The sequence below is a fragment of the Pseudomonas sp. CC11G genome (assembly GCF_056174845.1).
This window is the reverse complement of record NZ_JBWBZC010000011.1, coordinates 127395-149238: the sequence shown is the minus strand read 5'-3', so window position 1 is coordinate 149238 and position 21844 is coordinate 127395. Positions and strand designations below refer to the sequence as shown.

Annotated in this window: 18 protein-coding genes, 1 other RNA gene and 4 pseudogenes; 8 read left to right on the top strand and 15 right to left on the bottom strand. The window is 59.2% G+C overall.

The features are described from left to right. Positions 1-297: 297 nt before the first annotated feature. Both rnpB and rsmI read right to left on the bottom strand, forming a co-directional pair. Positions 298-655, bottom strand: an RNA gene (gene rnpB / locus AC0V2S_RS15285) — RNase P RNA component class A. Positions 656-704: 49 nt separating this feature from the next. Beyond that, positions 705-1550 carry a 16S rRNA (cytidine(1402)-2'-O)-methyltransferase gene (rsmI, locus tag AC0V2S_RS15280; protein WP_475510502.1) on the bottom strand — a complete coding sequence of 282 codons (846 nt, stop codon included), beginning with the start codon at positions 1548-1550 and terminating at the stop codon, positions 705-707. 152 nt (positions 1551-1702) lie between these two features. On the opposite strand from rsmI, the gene AC0V2S_RS15275 reads away from it, so the two are divergent. From AC0V2S_RS15275 to AC0V2S_RS15260, 4 genes are all read left to right on the top strand, one after another. After that, complete coding sequence (locus AC0V2S_RS15275; protein WP_475510501.1) at positions 1703-3517, top strand: penicillin-binding protein activator; 1815 nt, start codon at positions 1703-1705, stop codon at positions 3515-3517. Next, a complete protein-coding gene (locus AC0V2S_RS15270; RefSeq protein ID WP_475510472.1) occupies positions 3518-3889 on the top strand; it encodes a YraN family protein in 372 nt (123 codons plus the stop codon). A gap of 187 nt (positions 3890-4076) precedes the next feature. After that, positions 4077-4670, top strand: coding sequence for a phosphoheptose isomerase (locus tag AC0V2S_RS15265; RefSeq protein ID WP_475510471.1), 594 nt, complete (start codon positions 4077-4079; stop codon positions 4668-4670). Then, positions 4667-5197, top strand: coding sequence for a BON domain-containing protein (locus AC0V2S_RS15260; RefSeq protein ID WP_475510470.1), 531 nt, complete (start codon positions 4667-4669; stop codon positions 5195-5197). The genes AC0V2S_RS15265 and AC0V2S_RS15260 overlap by 4 nt, the downstream gene beginning before the upstream one ends. Before the next feature lie 101 nt (positions 5198-5298). On the opposite strand, the gene AC0V2S_RS15255 is transcribed toward AC0V2S_RS15260, so the two are convergent. The 7 genes from AC0V2S_RS15255 to rplM all read right to left on the bottom strand — a co-directional run bounded on the left by AC0V2S_RS15255 (position 5299) and on the right by rplM (position 10114). Next, on the bottom strand, positions 5299-5712 hold the full coding sequence (locus AC0V2S_RS15255; protein ID WP_475510469.1) for a ClpXP protease specificity-enhancing factor: 414 nt from the start codon (positions 5710-5712) through the stop codon (positions 5299-5301). Between the two features lie 17 nt (positions 5713-5729). Further along, on the bottom strand, positions 5730-6347 hold the full coding sequence (locus AC0V2S_RS15250) for a glutathione S-transferase N-terminal domain-containing protein (RefSeq protein WP_340662277.1): 618 nt from the start codon (positions 6345-6347) through the stop codon (positions 5730-5732). 92 nt (positions 6348-6439) lie between these two features. Further along, on the bottom strand, positions 6440-7222 hold the full coding sequence (locus AC0V2S_RS15245; RefSeq protein WP_475510468.1) for a cytochrome c1: 783 nt from the start codon (positions 7220-7222) through the stop codon (positions 6440-6442). Further along, positions 7222-8433 (bottom strand): cytochrome b, encoded by a 1212-nt coding sequence (locus AC0V2S_RS15240; protein WP_475510467.1) that lies wholly within the window; start codon positions 8431-8433, stop codon positions 7222-7224. Before AC0V2S_RS15240 ends, AC0V2S_RS15245 begins: the two co-directional genes overlap by 1 nt. Continuing rightward, a complete protein-coding gene (petA, locus tag AC0V2S_RS15235) occupies positions 8433-9026 on the bottom strand; it encodes a ubiquinol-cytochrome c reductase iron-sulfur subunit (RefSeq protein WP_475510466.1) in 594 nt (197 codons plus the stop codon). The genes AC0V2S_RS15240 and petA overlap by 1 nt, the downstream gene beginning before the upstream one ends. 252 nt (positions 9027-9278) lie before the next feature. Then, positions 9279-9671: a 30S ribosomal protein S9 gene (gene rpsI, locus AC0V2S_RS15230; RefSeq protein WP_108098496.1), complete on the bottom strand. Its 393-nt coding sequence runs from the start codon at positions 9669-9671 to the stop codon at positions 9279-9281. Between the two features lie 14 nt (positions 9672-9685). Beyond that, on the bottom strand, positions 9686-10114 hold the full coding sequence (gene rplM, locus AC0V2S_RS15225) for a 50S ribosomal protein L13 (RefSeq protein ID WP_457435287.1): 429 nt from the start codon (positions 10112-10114) through the stop codon (positions 9686-9688). Between the two features lie 237 nt (positions 10115-10351). Between rplM and AC0V2S_RS15220 the strand changes: the two are divergent. Next, positions 10352-11387 (top strand): annotated as a pseudogene (locus AC0V2S_RS15220) (NADP(H)-dependent aldo-keto reductase). 63 nt (positions 11388-11450) lie between these two features. Here AC0V2S_RS15220 and AC0V2S_RS15215 read toward each other — a convergent pair. Beyond that, positions 11451-12586, bottom strand: a pseudogene (locus AC0V2S_RS15215) (acyl-CoA dehydrogenase family protein). A gap of 248 nt (positions 12587-12834) precedes the next feature. Between AC0V2S_RS15215 and AC0V2S_RS15210 the strand changes: the two are divergent. Together AC0V2S_RS15210 and AC0V2S_RS15205 are read left to right on the top strand one after the other, a co-directional pair. Continuing rightward, on the top strand, positions 12835-13740 hold the full coding sequence (locus AC0V2S_RS15210) for a GlxA family transcriptional regulator (RefSeq protein ID WP_475510500.1): 906 nt from the start codon (positions 12835-12837) through the stop codon (positions 13738-13740). Positions 13741-13812: 72 nt separating this feature from the next. After that, a pseudogene (locus AC0V2S_RS15205) lies at positions 13813-14776 on the top strand (hypothetical protein). A gap of 128 nt (positions 14777-14904) precedes the next feature. On the opposite strand, the gene zapE reads toward AC0V2S_RS15205, so the two are convergent. The 3 genes and pseudogenes from zapE to AC0V2S_RS15190 all read right to left on the bottom strand — a co-directional run bounded on the left by zapE (position 14905) and on the right by AC0V2S_RS15190 (position 18232). Continuing rightward, on the bottom strand, positions 14905-15999 hold the full coding sequence (zapE, locus tag AC0V2S_RS15200) for a cell division protein ZapE (protein WP_475510465.1): 1095 nt from the start codon (positions 15997-15999) through the stop codon (positions 14905-14907). 231 nt (positions 16000-16230) lie between these two features. Then, positions 16231-17580 (bottom strand): tryptophan--tRNA ligase, encoded by a 1350-nt coding sequence (locus AC0V2S_RS15195; RefSeq protein WP_475510464.1) that lies wholly within the window; start codon positions 17578-17580, stop codon positions 16231-16233. Positions 17581-17597: 17 nt separating this feature from the next. Next, a pseudogene (locus tag AC0V2S_RS15190) lies at positions 17598-18232 on the bottom strand (alpha/beta hydrolase). Between the two features lie 156 nt (positions 18233-18388). Here AC0V2S_RS15190 and AC0V2S_RS15185 point away from each other — a divergent pair. Then, complete coding sequence (locus tag AC0V2S_RS15185; protein WP_271195390.1) at positions 18389-18847, top strand: Z-ring associated ZapG family protein; 459 nt, start codon at positions 18389-18391, stop codon at positions 18845-18847. Between the two features lie 68 nt (positions 18848-18915). On the opposite strand, the gene cysN is transcribed toward AC0V2S_RS15185, so the two are convergent. Next, positions 18916-20814 carry a sulfate adenylyltransferase subunit CysN gene (gene cysN, locus AC0V2S_RS15180; protein ID WP_475510463.1) on the bottom strand — a complete coding sequence of 633 codons (1899 nt, stop codon included), beginning with the start codon at positions 20812-20814 and terminating at the stop codon, positions 18916-18918. A 1-nt stretch (position 20815) separates the two neighbouring features. Further along, positions 20816-21733, bottom strand: a complete 918-nt coding sequence (cysD, locus tag AC0V2S_RS15175) for a sulfate adenylyltransferase subunit CysD (protein WP_475510462.1) — start codon at positions 21731-21733, stop codon at positions 20816-20818. Positions 21734-21844 lie beyond the last annotated feature (111 nt).

Here is a 21844-nt window from a genome sequence, read left to right as displayed (position 1 = left end):
TTTTTTACTAGCTTTCCGTGCTTTGAAAACCCACTTCGTACCACTTTGTACCACTTCGGCACACTATAGGAACGCAGCCACCCCACCGTCAAGGCGCGCTTGCAGGGAAAAATCCTTATAGGACGGTGATTTAGCGATGTTTTTGGAACAAGGAAGAGGGGTTTTAGCGTTGTTTTGACGGGTACAGCCGAACGAGTTCAAGGGGCTGCGCCTCGAACTTAAAGTAACTTCTTAAGAGTGAGATTTTTTTGAGCGGTTAAACGCAGCGACGGGAGGTACAACGAATAGCGGAAGGAGGTGGAGAGTCGATCTGTAAGCCGGGTTCTGTCGAGGACAGTCATTCCTCTACGGTGGCCATCACTGGACACCTTTAGCAACCTACCCGGTTCCGACGCGGGCCGCGCCATGGAACCCTATTTGGTCTTGCTCCGAGTGGGGTTTGCCTAGCCACGAACTGTTACCAGACGTGCGGTGCGCTCTTACCGCACCTTTTCACCCTTACCGGCGCCGAAGCGCTTAGGCGGTTATTTTCTGTGGCACTTTCCGTAGGCTCGCGCCTCCCAGGCGTTACCTGGCACTCCGCCCTATGGAGCCCGGACTTTCCTCCCCCCCGCTCGCGTGAACGAAACGAGGCAGCGACTGTCCAATCGACTCTCCGCCGCACAGGGTAGCGGCAGCCTCCACTTAGAACAAGCCGAAATCCGTTATTGCCGCTCCAGGGCCACCTGATAGAGCAGGTTTTTGCGCACCCCGGTGATCTCCGCCGCCACGGCGGCCGCACGCTTGAGCGGCATTTCCTTGAGCAGCAGGTCGAGCACGCGCAGGGTGTCGGCGCTCACCGCCTCGTCACCTTCCGGCGCTTGCCAGCCAGCCACCAACACCACGCACTCGCCGCGCTGCTGATTGCTGTCGCTCGCCACCCAGGCGCGCAATTCAGATAACGGCAGCCCATTGAGGGTTTCAAAGGTCTTGGTCAGCTCGCGGGCCAGCAGCGCGACGCGCTCGCCACCGAACACCAACTCCATGTCTTCCAGGCATTCGAGAATACGGTGCGGGGCTTCATAGAAGATCAGGGTGCGCGGTTCTTCCTTTACGGCTTCCAGACGGGCGCGCCGCCCGACCGCCTTGGCAGGCAGGAAGCCTTCGAAGATAAACCGATCCGACGGCAACCCCGCCGCCGACAGCGCTGCAATTAGCGCGCAAGGGCCGGGAACCGGCACCACTTTAATGCCCGCCGCGCGCACCTGGCGCACCAGGTGGTAACCCGGATCGGAAATCAGCGGCGTGCCGGCATCGGAGATCAATGCCACGTCGTCCCCGGCCTGCAAGCGCGCCAGAAACCGGCTGCCTTCGTCGCGCTCATTGTGTTCGTGGCAGGCCGCGAGCGGCGTAGGAATGCCGAAATGCTGCATCAGGCGCATGGAGTGGCGGGTGTCTTCGGCGGCAATCAGCGCCACGTCGCGCAGCACTTTAAGCGCGCGAGCACTGATATCGTCGAGATTGCCAATGGGTGTGGCCACCACATAAAGCGTGCCGGTGGTGGAATTCAAAACACCCTGAGTGGTCACAACGCACACCTCATGAATCACAGAAAGCGCGCATTGTAGCCCGATTCACGCCATCAACATCGCGCCTGCGCCGGCCCTTGGGTACAATCCGCCCTCTTCGATCAAGTACCAGGAACGCCTACATGATCAACCGCCTGACCGCCGGCCTGCGCCCGCTCCTCGCTATCAGCCTCGCCGCTCTCTTGGCCGCTTGCTCAAGCTCGCCGTCTTCCACCCTTGGCGAACTGCCCCGCACCCCACAAGCCAGCGTTGATCAGTTGCTGCAACAGGCCGACGGCGCCAAGCCGGAACAGGCCGCCTCGTTGCGCCTGGCCGCTGCGGACCAGGCGTATCAACAGAAGGATCTGGGGCGCGCCGCGCAAATTCTGGAGCTGGTGCCCGTCGCCAATCTGAAACCGGCCCAACAAGTGTTCGCCGGCACCCTGAGCGCCGAACTGGCACTGGCCCGCAACAAACCAAAAAGCGCTCTGCAGGCCCTCGACCAGCCGGGTATGCAGCGCCTGGCTGAACTGCCGGTCGATCAGCAAGTGCGCACCCAACTGGTTCGCGCCCAAGCCCTCGAAGCCGACGGCCAAACTCTCGCCGCCGCCCGCGAGCGCGTTTTTATCGCGCCATTGCTCAGTGGCGCAGCTGCTTCCAGCAACCATGAAAACATCTGGACCCTGGTCTCTTCCTTGCCTGCAGACCAATTGCAAGGCGGCGGCGATGCCGACCTGGCCGGCTGGCTGCAACTGGCCAGCGTGGTGAAAAGCGCCAGCACTCTGCAACAGCAACAGGCCGCCATCGACGCCTGGCGCCAACAGAACCCGCAACACCCGGCCGCCGAGCAACTGCCCGCGCCGCTGACCAAACTGAAAGAACTGGCCAGCCAACCGCTGACCAAGATTGCCCTGCTGCTGCCGCAAGACGGCCAACTGGCCTCCGTGGCCCGCGCCCTGCGTGACGGCTTTATGGCCGCGCACTTCCAGGCGCAACAGGCCGGTCAAAATCCGCCGAGCATCGAAGTATTCGACAGCTCGCGCCTGGCCTCGATGGATGACTTCTACCGCCAGGCCCAAGCCGCCGGCATTCAACTGGTGGTAGGCCCGCTGGAAAAGAACCTGGTGAAACAGCTGAGTGATCGCGAGCAACTGCCGATCACTACCTTGGCCCTGAACTACAGCGATGCCGGCCGCGAAGGCCCGCCACAATTGTTCCAGTTCGGCCTGGCCGCTGAAGACGAAGCCCGGGAAGTGTCCCGCCGCGCCTGGGACGACGGCATGCGCCGCGCCGTGGCCCTGGTGCCACGTGGCGAATGGGGCGACCGCGTACTGGATGCCTTCCGCCAAAGTTGGCAAGCCAAGGGCGGCAGCCTGATCGCCGCTGAACATGTTGATCAGCCGGTTGAACTGGCCCAGCAGATCGCTGACCTATTCCAACTGCGTCAGAGCGAAGCCCGCGCCAAACGCATTCAAAGCGTGCTTGGTACCTCGGTTGCTGCGCAGCCAGCACGTCGCCAGGACATCGACTTTATCTTCCTCGCTGCCACCCCGCAGCAAGCCCAGCAGATCAAACCGACTCTGGCCTTCCAATACGCCGGCGACGTGCCGGTATACGCCACCTCGCACCTGTTCACAGGCGGCAGCAACCCGGCGCAGTATCAAGATCTGGACGGCATTCGCTTCTGCGAAACCCCGTGGCTGCTGGACGCCAACGACCCGCTGCGCCAACAAGTCGCCGGCCAATGGCCGCAAGCCGCTGGCAGCCTCGGTCGCCTGTACGCCATGGGCGTGGATGCCTATCGCCTGGCGCCGCGTCTGACTGAGCTGAAAGCCTTGCCAGAAAGCCGCGTTGACGGTCTGTCCGGCAGCTTGAGCGTGAATGCCAACCAGCGCGTAGAGCGGCAGCTGCCATGGGCCGAGTTCCGCGACGGCACCGTGCAACGCCTGCCTGTCAGCAGCAGCTTCTGATTGATCGCCGCCAGCACCCAGCACGCCGGCCGTGAAGGCGAAGCAGAGGCCTTTGAGCACCTGCGCCGCCACGGCCTGAAACTGGTCGCCAGGAATTGGCGCTGCAAGGGCGGCGAGCTCGATCTGGTCATGCTGGACAGCGATACAGTAGTATTCGTCGAAGTTCGCGCCCGCCGGCATACCGCCTGGGGTGGCGCAGTAGAAAGTGTCGATGGCCGCAAGCAGCAAAAGCTGATTCTCGCCGCCAGCAGCTTTTTGCAACAGGAACCGCGCTGGGCCAAACATCCGTGCCGTTTCGATGTCGTAGCCATCAACACCAGCAGCGAAAACGCGAGCCGCCTGAACTGGATTCGCAACGCCTTTGACACCTGATTCAGCCTGAACCAACACAAGCGATTGCCGGCAGCACGCTGTACGGCAGCAACCTAGTGCAAGACCGAACCCGGTTTCGGCACAGCCCAGCAAACGTTGCGGCGCCGAGCGATTTTTACCTGTAACAGGCAGGCACCAGACTTACCCTGGGCCACCTGATCAGCAGCCACACTGAAGGTCATCTCCGATGGACATGCAATCCCGTATCCGCCAGCTGTTTCAAGCCAGTATCGAAACCAAACAGCAAGCCATGGAAGTGCTTATTCCCTACATCGAGCACGGCAGTCTGGTCATGGTTCAAGCCCTGCTCAACGAGGGCAAGATTCTGACCTGTGGCAACGGCGGCTCGGCCGGCGACGCCCAGCACTTCTCCTCGGAATTGCTCAACCGTTTCGAGCGCGAGCGCCCGAGCCTGCCGGCCATTGCCCTGACCACAGACAGCTCGACCATTACGTCGATCGCCAACGACTACAGCTACAACGAGATCTTCTCCAAGCAGATTCGCGCCCTGGGCCAACCTGGCGACGTGCTGTTGGCGATCTCCACCAGCGGCAACTCGGCCAACGTGATTCAGGCCATCCAGGCTGCTCACGACCGCGAGATGATCGTGGTGGCCCTTACCGGTCGCGACGGCGGCGGCATGGCCTCGCTGCTGCTGCCTGAAGATGTCGAAATCCGTGTTCCATCGAAAGTCACCGCACGCATTCAGGAAGTCCACTTGCTGGCCATCCACTGCCTCTGCGATCTGATTGATAGCCAACTGTTTGGGAGTGAAGAATGACCCGTTCGCCATTAATCCTTGCCGCCCTTGCCGTCACCCTGGTGCTTTCCGGGTGTGGCAGCCGTTCGTTCGGCAACAAGATCGATGACCAATTTATCCCGTCGAATGTCGAGCAGAAGATCAACCAGGCAAGCCCCGACCTGGCCAATGGCTCGCATGTCGTCGTCACCAGCTACAACGGCATCGTGCTGCTGGCCGGCCAAACCCCACGCGCTGATCTGAAGGCGGCGGCCGAACAAGCTGCCCGCTCCGTGCAGGGCGTGCGCAAGGTGTACAACGAACTGCAAGTGATTGCCCCCTCCTCGGCCCTGGCGCGCAGCAACGATGCACTGCTGACCACCAAGATCAAGACCGAGATGCTGGCGGACAACAGTGTTTCCAGCTCGAACATCAAGGTGATCACCGAGAACGGCATCGTCTACATGCTTGGCGTGGTAAGCCGTCAGCAGGCGCAACTGGCCAGCAACCTGGTCCAGGGTGTGTCGGGCGTGCAGAAGATCGTGAAGCTGTTTGAGTACGTCGACTGACCCAAACTGCAGGCAATAAAAAAGGCGATCTTCGGATCGCCTTTTTTATTGTGTTTCGCGTAAACGTTGGGCTTCGCCTACGGCTCAACCCAACCTACGTTTTACTTCACCACTTTCAGGCTTGGGCGACCGCTTGGACGCGGTGGCTCACCACCTGCAGGACCGTCGCCATCCGGATCGTCTTCAGGCTCTTCGTCCGCCACTGGCGATTCCAAGTCGAAGACCATCCCTTGGCCATTTTCCCGTGCGTAAATCGCCAACACGGCCGACGCTGGGATGAACAAGGTGTGGGCAATACCGCCAAAACGCCCCTCGAAGCTCACCGCATCGTTATCCATATGCAGATGACGGACAGCGCTGGGCGACACATTGAGGACGATCTGGCCATCATTGGCAAAGCCTTGCGGCACTTGCACGTTCGGGTATTCGGCATTTACCAGCAGGTGTGGCGTGCAATCGTTATCAACTATCCACTCGTATAGGGCGCGGATCAGATACGGACGACTGGAGTTCATTGAAAGCTCCTTCAGCTTCAGCGCATATCGCGCTCAACACCCGACAAGCTGACCTGGAAGGCCTCGCGGGCAAACTGGCGCTCCATGTAATCGAGCAACGGTTTGGCCGGCTTGGGCAGCTCGATACCTAATATCGGCAACCGCCACAAGATCGGCAACAGGCAACAATCTACCAAACTCAGCTCGTCGCTGAGGAAATAAGCCTTGTCGGCGAACAGTGGCGACACGCCGGTAAGGCTTTCACGCAGCTCCTTGCGTGCTTGCACACGGGCCGGCTCTTTGCTGCGCGGGTCAAGAATCAGGTCCACCAACGCACACCAATCGCGCTGAATACGGTGAATCAGCAAACGACTGTTGGCCCGCGCCACCGGGTAAACCGGCAACAACGGCGGATGGGGATAACGCTCGTCAAGATATTCCATCACCACGGTCGATTCGTACAACGCCAGGTCACGGTCCACCAATGTCGGCAGGCTGGCATAAGGATTGACCTCAACCAGTTTGGGCGGCGTACGCCCAGGTTCCACATTGATGATTTCCGCGCTTACACCTTTCTCGGCGAGCACGATACGTACGCGATGGGAATAGTGATCGGCGGGGTCGGAGTAGCAGGCCAACCGGTTGGTCACGCCCATGGCGATCCTCCTCGCTTGTTAAAGTTATCTGAAGCACAAAAACGTGCGCGCCCAATTGGGCGCGCAAGTCGACAGCGGAGAATACCAGTTACTTAGTGCACATCCTTCCAGTATTCACGTTTCAGCAGATACGCGAACACGAAGAAGAAGGCCAAGTACAACAGCACGTAGGTGCCGATGCGCTCGCTTTTCAGTTTCACTGGGTTGGCGGAGTAGGCCAGGAAGGTCACGAGGTTTTTGACCTTCTCGTCGAACTCGGCCTCATTCAGCTTGCCAGTTTTCGGCACGATGGTGAGCTGGTCACAGGCTTCGTGGGTCAACGGAGTACCGGTGAGCGGGTCGTACTGCTTCTTGCCGTCCTCAACCACCTGTACTTGCTTGCAACCTACAACCTGACGACCTTGCAGACCGACCAGAACGTTGGGCATACCCACGTTCGGGAAGATCTTGTTGTTCACGCCCCAAGGGCGCGCCGGGTCTTCGTAGAAGTTGCGCAAGTAGCTGTACAGCCAATCGTTACCACGTACGCGAGCCACCAGAGTCAGGTCGGGCGGAGCCGCACCGAACCACTTCTTGGCATCCACTGGCGACATGCTGTTTTTCATCAGGTCGCCGATTTTGGCGCCGGTGAAAACCACGTTGCTTAGCATCAGCTCGTGCGGAATACCGAGGTCATCGGCAACGCGCTCGTAACGCTGGAACTTGGCGCTGTGGCAGCCCATGCAGTAGTTGGCGAATGTACGTGCGCCGTCTTGCATAGCAGCTTTATCGGTCAGGTCGATATCGACCGAATCCAACTCAGGACCATGACCAGTGTTGGCGAACGCGATGGCCGGCAGAACAGCGAAAACTAGTGCAGCAAATAGCTTTTTCATCAGCCAGTCACCCTTTCCGGAACCGGTTTGGTCTTCTCAAGCTTGGTGTAGAACGGCATGAGGATGAAGTATGCGAAGTACAGCGTGGTGCAGATACGAGCCAGCAACGTGCGCTCGTCGGTAGGCGGCAGAACGCCCAGCACGCCGAGGATGACGAAGGACACGCAGAAGGCCACCAGCCAGATCTTGCTCATCCAGCCCTTGTAGAGCATGGATTTGACCGGGCTACGGTCGAGCCACGGCAGCACGAACAGCACAGCGATAGCAGCACCCATGGCGATTACGCCGAGCAATTTATCCGGTACAGCACGGAGAATTGCGTAGAACGGGGTGAAGTACCAGACCGGGGCAATGTGCTCTGGGGTCTTGAACGAGTTCGCGACTTCGAAGTTCGGCTTCTCTAGGAAATAACCACCCATTTCCGGGAAGAAGAAGATGATCGAGCAGAAGATGAACAGGAACACCACCACGCCGACGATATCTTTCACGGTGTAGTACGGGTGGAAAGCAATGCCGTCCAACGGTACGCCGTTTTCGTCTTTGAACTTCTTGATGTCCACGCCTTGCGGGTTGTTCGAACCCACTTCGTGCAGCGCCAGGATATGCAGAACCACCAGGCCCAAAATCACGATCGGCAGTGCAATTACGTGCAGTGCGAAGAAACGGTTCAAAGTGATGCCGGAGATGAGGTAGTCACCACGGATCCACTGAGTCAGGTCGTCGCCGATAACCGGAATGGCACCGAACAGCGAGATGATCACCTGTGCGCCCCAGTAGGACATCTGGCCCCACGGCAGCAAGTAACCCATGAAGGCTTCAGCCATCAGGGCCAAGTAGATCAGCATGCCGAATACCCACACCAGCTCACGCGGCTTCTGGTACGAACCGTAGAGCAAGCCTCGGAACATATGCAGGTAAACCACGATGAAGAACGCCGAAGCGCCGGTGGAGTGCATCAGTCGAATGATCCAGCCGTATTCCACATCACGCATGATGTATTCAACGGAGGCAAAAGCCTCTTCGGCGGACGGGGTGTAGCTCATGGTCAGCCAGACGCCGGTCAGGATCTGGTTAACCAGAACCAACAGGGCCAGGGAGCCAAAGAAGTAGAAGAAGTTGAAGTTCTTCGGTGCGTAATACTTGCTGAGATGGTCTTCCCACATTTTAGTGGCGGGAAAGCGCGCATCTACCCACTCCATGAATTTGCTCATCAGGCTTTCTCCTGGTCCACACCGATGACAATGACGGCATCAGACTCGTAAGAGTGAGGCGGCACTGGCAGATTCAACGGAGCTGGTTGCGATTTATACACACGACCAGCGAGGTCATAGCGCGAACCGTGGCAAGGGCAGAAATAGCCACCAACCCATTCTGGACCGAGGTCGGCCGGAGCCACTTCAGGACGGAAGGACGGAGAGCAACCCAAGTGGGTGCAGATACCGACCAACACCAGAATTTCTGGCTTGATCGAGCGCACAGTCTTGTCGACATACGCGGGCTGTACGGAAGCTTTCGACTCCGGGTCAGACATCCGATCGTGGATCTTGGTCAGGTTGCCCAGAATTTCTTCTGTCCGGTGAACGATAAATACCGGCTGGCCGCGCCATTCAGCAATCATCTGCTGACCTGGTTCAACCTTGCTGACATTCACCTTCACCGCAGCACCCGCGGCCTTGGCCTTGGCACTCGGGAACCATGACCCCACGAACGGGACCGCAGCACCCACCGCTCCTGCAGCACCAACCACCGAAGTGGCTGCTACAAGGAAGCGACGCCGGCCTGCATTCACGCCGTCATTGCTCATTCAGTCGTCTCCCATCAGCTTTGTGGCCTGTTGTTCAGGCGTCTACTAAGTAAAATTCAAGCCGCGCAAAAAATTTGCCAAATGGTAAAGAAAAGCCCCATTTCTGACAAGGCAATTACTGGATACAAAATGGCTGAAAGCCTTGTCGCACCTGGCATTTGCCGGTGCGGCAAGTTGTCGCAACTAAAACTTGCGCCCATAAAAAACGCCCAGTTCCTTTGGGAAACTGGGCGTCTTTGAACGAAGTGCGAATTAACGCTTCGAGTACTGCGGACGCTTACGCGCTTTACGCAGACCGACTTTCTTACGTTCAACTTCACGAGCATCACGAGTGACGTAACCAGCTTTGCGCAGAGCAGGACGCAGAGCTTCATCATAGTCCATCAGAGCACGAGTGATGCCGTGACGGATTGCGCCAGCTTGACCGCTGACACCACCACCCAGAACGGTGACGTAGATGTCGAACTTCTCGACAGTCTCAGTCAGCTCCAGCGGCTGGCGAACTACCATGCGGGCAGTTTCGCGACCGAAGAAGTTTTCCAGGGTGCGGTTGTTGATGGAGATCTTGCCAGTGCCTGCACGCAGGAATACGCGAGCGGTTGCAGTCTTGCGACGGCCAGTGCCGTAATTTTGAGTCGCCGACATAATGAACTATTCCGTTAAATCTTCAGTTCTTGGGGCTGCTGAGCAGTGTGAGGGTGAACAGCGCCCGCGTACACTTTCAGCTTACGGTACATGTCGCGACCCAGCGGGTTCTTCGGCAGCATGCCTTTAACCGCGGTCTCGATCACACGCTCAGGCGCCTTGGCGATCAGCTTTTCGAAGTTGATCGATTTGATGCCACCCGGGAAGCCGGAGTGAGAGTAGTACATTTTGTCGGTGGTCTTAGCGCCGGTTACACGTACTTGCTCAGCGTTGATAACGACGATGTAGTCGCCGGTGTCAACGTGAGGGGTGTATTCGGCTTTGTGCTTGCCACGCAGACGGCTAGCGATTTCTGTGGCCAGACGACCCAGAGTCTGACCTGCAGCGTCGACGACGAACCAGTCGCGCTTAACAGTTTCCGGTTTAGCAGTAAAAGTTTTCATTCTTTAATAGCCTCAGGGGCCGCCCTGAAAATAAGACGGCGGATCTTACTGAATAGTGCGCGCTTTGACAAGCAAAGGCAGCCAGAGACGGACGCTATCGGGGGCTCGGGTCATCACGTCCGTACGGCGAGTTCAAGCAGGCTTGGCATCCCCTGCTGAAAACAGCTGCGGAATTATGCCGATTGCAGGAAAAATATCAACCTGATTTGATGGCACTTTTTGCACGAGGAGAAATTCATGCAGTTTCGTAAGCTCGGCCGCACCGATCTCGACGTCAGCGCTATCTGCCTGGGCACCATGACCTGGGGCGAGCAGAACACGCAGGAACAGGCCTTCGAGCAGATCGATATGGCCCGCGCCGCCGGCGTGAACTTTATCGATACCGCTGAAATGTACCCGGTGCCGCCGCGCGCCGAGACCTACAGCCGGACCGAACAAATAATCGGCAATTACTTCAAGGCCCGCGGGAATCGTGGCGACTGGATTCTCGCCAGCAAGATCGCAGGCCCTGGCAATGGCATCGATTACATCCGCGACGGTCAGCTCAAACACAACCGCACCCACATCGTCGCGGCGGTGGATGCCAGCCTGAAACGCCTGCAAACCGACTACATCGACCTCTACCAACTGCACTGGCCCGAGCGCAGCACCAACTTTTTCGGCCAGCTCGGCTACCAACACAAAGAACAGGACTTCACCCCCATCGCCGAAATCCTCGAAGCGCTGGGCGAACAGGTAAAGGCCGGCAAGATCCGTCACGTCGGGCTTTCCAACGAAACGCCGTGGGGCACCATGCAGTTTCTACAGCTGTCGGAACAACTCGGCCTGCCCCGCCCTGCTTCCATCCAGAATCCCTACAACCTGCTCAACCGCACGTTCGAAGTCGGTCTGGCAGAAATCGCCATTCGTGAACAATGCGGCCTGCTGGCCTACTCGCCGATGGCGTTCGGCATGCTTTCCGGCAAATACGAAGGCGGCGCGCGCCCGGCCAATGCGCGGATCAGCCTGTTCAGCGGTTTACCCGCTACACCAATCCACAGTCTGAGGCGGCGTGCTCGCGTTATGTCGCATTGGCCCGTGAGAACGGTCTGGATCCCGCGCAGATGGCGCTGGCGTTGTTACAGCGCGCCCGTTCGTTACCAGCAATATCATCGGCGCGACCAGCAACGAGCAGCTGCAAAGCAACCTGGCCAGCACCGAACTGATCCTCAGCCCAGAACTGCTGGAGCAGATCGACGCCATCCACAAAGCACAGCCCAACCCTGCGCCGTAACAACCACTGAAAACGAAAAAGCCCGGCAACTTGGCCGGGCTTTTTTATTTCAACGCAGGGCTCTTACAGCGACCGCGAAATGATCTCTTTCATGATCTCGTTGGTGCCGGCATAAATGCGCTGCACCCGCGCATCCGCCCAGGAACGGGCCACCGGGTATTCCCACATATAGCCGTAACCGCCGTGCAACTGCACGCACTCGTCGAGCACTTTGCATTGCAGATCGGTCGTCCAGTATTTGCACATGGCGGCGGTCGGCACATCCAGTTTGCCCTCCAGATGTTGCTCAAGGCAGCGGTCGACAAACACCCGGCCGACCTGCACTTCAGTGGCAATTTCCGCCAGCTTGAAGCGCGTGTTCTGGAATTCGCTGATGGCTTTGCCGAACGCCTTGCGCTCGCGGGTGTAATCCAATGTCCACTTCAGCGCAGCTTCGGCGTTAGCCAGTGCGCCAAGGGCAACAGTCAGACGCTCCTGCGGCAGTTCCTGCATCAGATAAGCGAAGCCTGGCCAGCTTGTCCGAGCAAGTTTTCCTCGGGAATGCGCACATCCTGGAAGAACAACTCAGACGTGTCCTGCGCCTTCATACCGACTTTCTCCAGGCGCTTACCTTTGGCAAAACCCGGTGTGCCCGCTTCCACCAGGAACAGACTGGTGCCTTTCGCGCCGGCTTTCGGATCGGTCTTGGCCACCACAATTACCAAATCGGCGAGGAAGCCATTGGTGATAAAGGTTTTGGAGCCATTCAGTACGTATTCGTCGCCATCCAGCACGGCGGTGGTTTTCACCCCTTGCAGGTCGGAACCAGCGCCCGGCTCGGTCATGGCGATGGCACTGACCATCTCGCCCGACACCAGCTTGGGCAGGTACTTGAGTTTCAGTTGCTCGGAGCCGTAATGCAGGATGTACGGCGCCACGATGTCGGAGTGCAGCGAGAAGCCGATACCACTCAGACCCAGGCGACTAATCTCTTCGATAACGACAGCGCTGTAGAGGAAATCGGCTGCCATGCCGCCGTACTCTTCTGGCAGGTGCGAGCAGAGCATGCCGGCCTCGCCGGCCTTGTTCCACAGAGCACGGTCGATGTGCCCGTCCTTTTCCCACTGATGGTGGTAAGGCACTGCTTCCTGCTCAAGGAACTTGCGCACGCTGTCACGAAACAGCTCGTGGTCGGAGCTGAACAGGGTTCTTGGAATCATTGTTATACCCACTGGATACGTCTAAGCCGGGATTGGCAAGGCCCCGACTGTAGGACAGTCAAACGTTTCGACACACTGGACACATGCGACAAAAAATAAGACGATCCAGCCAGCCACTGACCACTATCCCCTAATAAGAACAACCATCCATGCCAACTGCTCCGTCCAGTGCACTCAAGCGCGTCGCCATTCTGGCTATCGAGGGCGTGTTCGCCTCCACCCTCATGCAAGCCAAAGACTTCTTCCATATGGCCAGCCTGCGCCACGGCCGGCAGTTGGGTTTGGGTCTGACGCCGGCGTTCGATATTCACCTGGTCAGCCCTGACGGCCAGCCTGCGCGCAGTTTCAGTGACGTGGTGCTGCCGGTCGAAGGCGGCCTGGAACCGGCCGACATCATCATCCTGCCGGCCTACTGGGGCGATTTCGACGAGCTGCACCAGCGCTATCCACAAATCCTCATCTGGCTGCGCAAGCAGCACGCTGCCGGCAGCGTGATCTGCGGAGAGGCCATGGGGGTGTTCTGGATCGCTCAGGCCGGCCTTCTGGATGGTAAGGAAGCCACCACCTACTGGCGCTTTTTCCGCGAGTTCGGTGAACGCTTCCCCAAGGTGCTGCTGAATCAGGAAAAGCATCTTTCAGACGCCGACAACCTTTACAGCGCCGGCGGCACCACCTCGGCCTGTGACCTTTACCTCTATTTGATCGAACGCTTCTGCGGCGCCAGCGTCGCCCAGGCCGTAGCCCGCGACATCCTGTACGAGGTGCAGCGCAACTACACGCCCGGGCGCATCGGCTTTGGCGGCCAGAAGCTGCATCAGGACGTAACCATCCTGCAGATTCAGCAATGGCTGGAAGAAAACTTCGCGGAGAAATTCCGTTTTGAAGACGTGGCCCGCCAGCACGGCATGAGCATTCGCAACTTTATGCGGCGTTTTCAGACGGCCACTGGCGATAAACCGCTGCACTACCTGCAACGGTTACGGATCGAAACAGCCAAGGGCCTGCTGAGCGCCACGCGCAAAAGCATCAAGACCATCAGCTACGAAGTGGGCTACGACGACGCCAGCTTCTTCGCCCGGTTGTTCCGTCAGCACACAGAATTGTCTCCCAACCAATACCGACGCCAGTTCCAGCAAAAGGACAGCCATTCCTAGGATGGGGGTTGGTCGCCCTGCCCTGCGACCTATGATCGGCGTATGAACCTCTAACAAAAACAGGTACTTGTCATGCGCCCTTTTATTCTTGCCGTGCTTACGCTGTTCAGCCTGGTGGCTGTCGCGGACGAACAATGGAAACCCTTCCCCTACGACCAGAGCGGTTATGACTACTCCGGCGACAAACTGCGCCAGGCCTGGCCACAGCTGACCCGTGGCTTTGGCGAGAACTACCCGTTCCCGGATGCGGAGTGGGTCATCAAGATGGCGACCACCTACCCGAAAGCACTGGAACTGACGGTCGCCGGCAACACGGGCTTTACCGGCAAACCCGAAGAAGCCGAGATCTACGCACAGAAGCTGCAAAACGTCTGGCGTCTGATGTTCAAAGGCGACTTTGCTCAGGCCAAGAAAGAAGGACTGGCCCTCGGCGTTGGCGGGCAGATTCCGGCGATGTTCGCCCAGGTGGTGTACGCCATGTTCCTGGTACCGAATCAGGATGAAAAACACCGCTTACTTGAAGAAGTGATCGACTACACCGACAAGGCTGGCGAGCTGGTTCAGGCCGACACTGTGGCGCAGTTCGGCCGCGTGTATGCCAAGGCCCGTCTGGGTGAAGAGCTGTCGGTGCCGGTGGTGCTCAAGCGTGGTTACCAACCAGATCCCTAAAGAACTCGATGCCCTGCTGGCCAAACAACCGCAGCAGCCGTTTGCTCTGGCCCTGTATGGCGGCTATGAGGCTGGCGTAATTCGCAAGGTGGGCAAGCTGGTGGGCAGCATGACCTACGGCGTTAGCGCCGACAAAATGGAAGGCTACTTCGCCCGTTCCTTCAAGCAGTCGAGCAACCTGCCCATTGGCCATTACGAATACGCCAACGCGCTGGGTTATGTGTATGGCGACGATGAAGAAGCCAAGGTGATTCAGCACCTGAAAGAGGCCGTGGCGATCAAGCCGATCAATGCGATGGAGGCGCTGGAAGTGGCGCATGCCAAAGACCTGCTCAAAGAGCATGAGCAGAAGGTGGCGCAGAATTAAGCAGAGGACCCTGTAGGAGCGACCTTGGTCGCGAATTCCGTTTGCAGGGTTCGCGAGCAAGCTCGCTCCTACGCAGACGAGACAAAAAAAGGCGGCCCTTAGGCCGCCTTTTTTCATTCTGCGATTTCTTACGGCTTATGCGCCCGCGACAGAAATTCGTGGGACTGCATCTCCAACAAACGGCTCAACGTCCGCTGAAACTCAAAGTTCAACCGCCCGCCGGTGTACAGGTCTTTCAACTCCACCGCCGCCGAAATGATCAGCTTCACGTTGCGGTCGTAGAACTCGTCCACCAGGTTGATAAAGCGGCGCGCCAGATCGTCTTCGTTGACGCCCATCTGCTCGACGTTGGAAATCAAAATGGCATGGAAGATCTTCGCCAGTTCGATGTAGTCGTTCTGGCTACGCGGGCCGTCGCACAGCTCACGGAATTCGAACCAGGCCACGTCGTCGCACACTTTGAGCGCAGTAATGCCACGGTTCTCGATCATCAATACTTCATTCACCTGCGCTTGCACGCAGTCCGGTACCAGGCTGACGAAGCTCTTGTTCAGGCTGACTTCCGCGCCTTCGTTGAGCGGCCAGTAGTACAGCTCGGCTTGTTCCAGCGCACGCAAACGGTAGTCGACGCCGCTATCGACGTTGACGATTGTGGTGTGCACTTTGAGCAGCTCGATGGCGGGCAAGAAGCGCGCGCGTTGCAGGCCGTCTTTGTACAAGCCATCTGGAACGATGTTGGACGTCGACACCAGGCTCACGCCGTTCTTGAACAGCTCTTCAAGCAAGGTCGCCAGAATCATCGCGTCGGTAATGTCGGACACGAAAAATTCGTCGAAGCAGATCACCCGCGTTTCAGCGGCATAGCGCTTGGCGATGGCTTGCAGCGGGTTCTTTTCGCCGCTCAAGGTGGTCAGGTCTTCGTGCACACGCTTCATGAAACGGTGGAAGTGGGTGCGGGTCTTTTCCTTGAACGGCAGCGCTTCGAAGAAGGTGTCGACCAGATAGGTCTTGCCGCGACCGACGCCGCCCCAGAAGTACAGGCCCTTGACCGGGTCATGATTCTTTTTGCCCAGCAGTTTGCCGAACAGACCGGGCTTGTTATCGCCGGCGGCAATCAGGTCATCGTAGAGGCGCTGCAGGTGGCGCACCGCAGTTTCCTGCGCGGCGTCATGGAAGAAGTCGGGACGTTTGAGGTCCGCCTGGTATCGCTCGAGGGGCGTCATCGCGTAATGCTCTCAACTATTTACTAGCTCGCGACCGGCCAGTAGTGGGCTTCGCGAGGCAGGTGATGGGCAGGTAACGAGTAAACAGTACCCAGGGTCTGCGTCTTGCCTACGCGCGGCTAGCGGCGCGTGGTGGGTCTGGAATGCCCAGACAGCAAAAACGGGGTCGTCACTTTAGCGGCGACCCCGTTGCTTGGCAATCGGCCAGCCATGCCGGCTGGCCGTCCACCCTCACTCTGGCTGGGGTGCCAGAGCGTCGCGCAGTTGCGCAACAGCCTGCTCGCAGGCGGCGGCATCGGCGAATTGCGGGCTGGCACCGACGGCCTCGTCATCCAGCCATAACGCAAAACCGTTGCCTTCAACGCGCACATCCAGCTCGCTACCGTCCTGCAAACGCTTGCTCACCTGGCCGGCGGTTTTGCCGTCGGCAAAGAGTTTCGACAGCAGCAATTGCTCGCCATCGGCCGCCAGCAAGCGGAAGCGAAAGCTGCCGTCGTCTTCACGGAAGCTGACAAAGCGCGCGCCTTTTACGGCTTTCTTCTTAGTGCTTTGGGTGTTTTGCAGGTCACTGCGGAACGAGCGCAGGCCCACGGCCTCACGCAGCTCGCCGAGGAACGGCGTGGCGATCTTGCGGGCCTTGGCGGCACCGGCCAGCAGAATGTCTTCCAGGTCGGCCGGGCGCTCGATCAGCGCGTTGTAACGCTCACGCGCCTCGCCCAATTCGTTGTCCAGCAGTTCAAACAGACGCTGCTTGGCTTCGCCCCAGGCCAGACCGCCCAGCAGATCGGCACGGAATTCGGCTTGCTGCGCAGCGGTGGAGAACGCCTGGTACAGGGTGAACAGGTGCGAGTTGTCCGGGTCTTTGGCTTCGCCTGGCGCCCGCGAGTCGGTGACAATGGACGAGACCGCCGCCTTCAACTGCTTGGCGCTGCCGAACAGCGGAATGGTGTTGTCGTAGCTTTTCGACATCTTGCGGCCGTCCAGGCCCGGCAAGGTGGCGACGCTTTCTTCGATCAGCGCTTGCGGCATCACGAAGAATTCCTTGCCCTTGCCGAACAGGTGGTTAAAGCGCTGGCCGATATCGCGGGCCATTTCCACGTGTTGAATCTGGTCGCGGCCGACCGGCACCTGGTGGGCGTTGAACATCAGAATGTCCGCCGCCATCAGCACCGGGTAACTGAACAAGCCCATGGTTACGCCGGCGTCCGGGTCTTCACCCTGCTCGACGTTTTTATCCACCGAAGCCTTATAGGCATGAGCGCGGTTGAGCAGGCCCTTGGCCGCCACGCAGGTCAGCAGCCAGGTGAGCTCGGTGATTTCCGGAATATCGGACTGGCGATAGAACGTCACGCGGTCGGTATCCAGCCCCGAGGCCAGCCAGGTCGCGGCAATTTCCAGACGCGAGCGCTGAATGCGCAGCGGGTCATCGCATTTGATCAGGGCGTGGTAGTCGGCCAGAAAGTAGAACGAGTCGGCGTCGGCGGCGCGGCTGGCGACTATAGCCGGGCGGATGGCGCCCGCGTAGTTGCCCAGGTGCGGCGTGCCGGTGGTGGTGATACCGGTAAGGATACGAGTGGTCATGGCGTTCGCTTATTAAGTCAGTTCGACAGGCGCGGCAGCAGCAGGTCTTTGAGCTCCGTGAGCTTGCCGTGAAAAAAGTGCCCGCATTCTGCCACTTTCAGCAGCTCGTGGGCACGGTCGAGGTTGGCGGACCAGGCGAAAACGCTATCTGGCGCAATCACTTCATCCTGCTCGGGCTGAATCAGGGTGAGGGCGCCGCGCTGGGCAATCGGGTTCTGCTCGTTCAGGCGGCTGACGGCGGGGGCGACCATAAACAGCCGCTCGATTTCCACGCCGCGCGCTTCCAGACGACCGCTAAGGCTGGCGGCGACAAACCCACCGAAGGAAAAGCCGAACAGGTTCAGCGGCAGGCCCGGCTTTTCGGCCAGCAGCCAGTTGGCCACGGCTTCAGCGTCGTCCACTTCGCCGCTGACCATTTCGCTGGCGCCTTCACTGGCGCCCACGCCGCGGTAGTTGAAGCGCAGCGTGGCGTAGCCGGCATCGCGCGCGGTGCGCTGCAACGTCGACACTACTTTGTTGAGCATGGTGCCGCCCTGCACCGGATTTGGGTGGCAGATCAGCGCCAGCCACGGGCGTCGGGCAGGTCGAGGTAAAGGGCTTCGAGTTGGCCGGTGGGCCCATCAATAAACAGGGAGACTTCGCGAGCTGACAACGGGAACTCCGTGACCCGACAAGGGGTCGACACGTCTTGGATAAGATCTTGCGAGCGGCGCATCTGACGACGCTCGCCCTGTGAGGCAGCGCCGCGCTATACAGCGCAGGTGTGAGCCGTTACCGTAATGCAAAGCCGTTTATAGAGGAAGGACTCGTGGAACAGACCCTATTGGCCTGGTTACTCCCGGCACTCGCCCTGCTCGCAGGCGTCACCATTGGTTTTCTGGTGGCCCGCCTGGTGCCCAGCGCCGCACCGAGCCGCACGCAACGGCAGCTGGACGAAATCCAGGAACGTTTCGATAGCTACCAGAGCGAAGTGGTCACCCACTTCAACACCACCGCCAGCCTGGTGAAAAAACTTACCCAGAGCTACCAGGAAGTGCAGGAGCACCTTTCTGAAGGCGCTAACCGTCTGGCCCTGGATGAACTCACCCGTCAGCGTTTGCTGGCCGCGCTGCATGACGAAAAACCGGGCACCCGTGAGCGCCTGACTCCGCCGAAAGATTCCGAAGTACCCCGTGATTACGCGCCAAAAAGCGCCGATGCGCCGGGGATGCTGGATGCCACCTTCGGTTTGAAGAAGCCGCCGGTAAGCGACACCTCGCCGCGTTAAATCGCCGCCAATAAAAAGCCCCGCAGATGCGGGGCTTTTTATTGGTCGAACGGCGATCAAACCGCGGGTTAGATCGCGCCGCGACTACGCAACAGATCCAGCACCAGCTTCACGCCCTCTTCCACCGACACGCTCTGGGTGTCGACCACCAGGTCGGCATTCAGCGGAATGTCATACGGAAAGGACTCGCCCGGAATGTTGTCGCCACCGGCGGCGTACAGGCCTTGCGGGTCACGTTCGGCGCACACTTGCGGCGACGCCTGCACATACACGGTGAGCAAACGCTGAGTGCCGATCAGGGTCTTGGCCTGTTCACGGCCTTCCGCATCCGGCGCCACGAACGCGGCCAGGGTGATCAAGCCGGCTTCGTTGAACTGACGCGCGACGTGCGCCGCACGACGCCAGTTCTCGGTACGCCCGGCGCGGTCTTGCGGCAGACCTTTGTTCAGGTCGTGACGCAGGTTCTGGCCATCGAGCACGTAAACCGCACGGCCCATATCGAACAGTTTGCGCTCCACGGCATACGCCAGGGTGCTCTTGCCGGCGCCCGACAAACCGCTGAACAGCACGGTGGCCGGTTGCTGACCAAAGCGTGCAGCGCGTTCTTCAGTGGCTACGTGGGCCAGCTTGCCGTGCACACCACCGCCCTGACCGCCAACCGGCGCGGCGATGATCATGCCGGCGCCAACGGTGCCGTTGGTAAGGCGGTCGACGATGATGAACGAGCCGGTGGTGCGGTTACGGTCGTAGCCGTCCAGCGCGATGGAGGCGTCCAGACTGACCTTGACCTTGGCGATCTCGTTCAGCTGCAGGCTGCTTGCCGCACCTTCTTCCAGGGTGTTCACGTCGACCTTGTGCACGATGCTGGCAATCGATCCCGGCACGTAGCTGGTGGCGCGTTTGATGTCGTATTTCTTGCCCGGCAGCATCGGTTCTTCGGCCATCCATACCAGCATGGCTTCGAAGCTGTCGGTCACCAGTGGCTTGCTGTCGGCATGCACCAGCAGGTCGCCACGGGAAATATCGATTTCGTCTTCCATAGTCAGCGTAATGGCCTGACCCGGGCCTGCGCTTTCCAGCTCGCCTTCGAAGGTGACGATGGATTTCACGCGGCTGCTCTTGCCCGACGGCAGCACGACGACTTCGTCGCCCTTGTGCACGATGCCGCTGGCCAGGGTGCCGGCAAACCCACGGAAGTTCAGGTTCGGACGGTTGACGTACTGCACCGGAAAACGCATGTCGGTGAAGTTACGGTCGGCGGAAATCTCCACGGTTTCGAGGATTTCCATCAGCGTCTGGCCGCTGTACCACGGCGAACGGTCGCTGTGGTTCACCACGTTGTCGCCCTTCAGCGCCGACATCGGCACGAAGTGAATCGAGGTTGGCTTCAGGGCCACCTTCTCGGCGAACTCCAGGTAATCAGCCTTGATCGACTCGAACACGCCTTCGTCGAACCCTTTGAGGTCCATCTTGTTGATGGCGACGACGATGTGTTTGATGCCCAGCAGGGACGCGATGTAGCTGTGGCGACGGGTCTGGGTCTGCACGCCGTAACGGGCGTCCACCAAAATGATCGCCAGGTCACAGGTCGAGGCACCGGTGGCCATGTTGCGGGTGTACTGCTCATGGCCGGGGGTGTCGGCGATGATGAATTTGCGCTTGGCGGTGGAGAAGTAGCGGTAGGCCACGTCGATGGTGATGCCTTGCTCGCGCTCGGCTTGCAGGCCGTCTACCAGCAGCGCCAGGTCGATGTCCTCACCGGTGGTGCCGACTTTTTTCGAGTCGCGGGTGATGGCTTCGAGGTGGTCTTCGTAGATCATTTTCGAGTCGTGCAGCAGGCGCCCGATCAGGGTGCTCTTGCCGTCATCGACGTTGCCGCAGGTGAGGAAGCGCAGCATTTCCTTGCGTTCGTGCTGGGCCAGGTAAGCGAGGATGTCCTCGCTGATCAACTCGGATTGGTGCGACATATTAAAAGTACCCCTGACGTTTCTTGTCTTCCATCGAACCGGCCTGGTCATGGTCGATAACGCGACCCTGACGCTCGGAGGTTCTGGTCAGGAGCATTTCCTGAATGATGTCGGTCAAGCTGGTGGCGGTGGATTCCACCGCGCCAGTCAGTGGGTAGCAGCCGAGGGTACGGAAACGCACCATCTTCTTGTGAATGCTGGCTTTCTGTTCGGGCGACAGGTGCTCGAGGATGCGGTCGTCGTCGATCATGATCAGCGTGCCGTTCATTTCGATCACGTCGCGCTCGGCGGCGAAATACAACGGAACGATCGGGATGCCTTCCAGATAGATGTACTGCCAGATATCCAGCTCGGTCCAGTTGGAGAGCGGGAATACGCGGATCGATTCGCCCTTGTTCACCTTGCCGTTGTAGACGTTCCACAACTCAGGGCGCTGGTTTTTCGGGTCCCAGCGGTGCTTGCTGTCGCGGAAGGAATACACGCGCTCTTTGGCGCGGGACTTCTCTTCGTCGCGGCGTGCGCCACCAAAGGCGGCGTCGAAGCCGTGCTTGTCGAGCGCCTGCTTGAGGCCCTCGGTTTTCATGATATCGGTGTGTTTGGCGCTGCCGTGGGTGAACGGGTTGATGTTCTGCGCCACGCCATCCGGGTTCACGTGCGTGATCAGGTCCAGGCCCAGGTCCGCCACCATCTTGTCGCGGAACGAGTACATCTCCTGGAATTTCCAGCGGGTATCCACGTGCATGACCGGGAACGGCAGCTTGCCGGGGAAAAACGCTTTGCGGGCAAGATGCAGCATGACCGCGGAATCTTTACCGATGGAGTACAGCATCACCGGGTTATCGAACTCGGCGGCGACCTCGCGGATGATGTGGATGCTTTCCGCCTCCAACTGTTTCAGATGCGTCAATTTATCGAGCATGGCTACTCACGGCTTTCTCACGAAGAGAGCGTTATTGGACGGCCTACGGGCCGTGGACGAGGGCGGCACTTTAGCACAGCACCCTATTCTATTCAGGCAGCCTTTTAGATC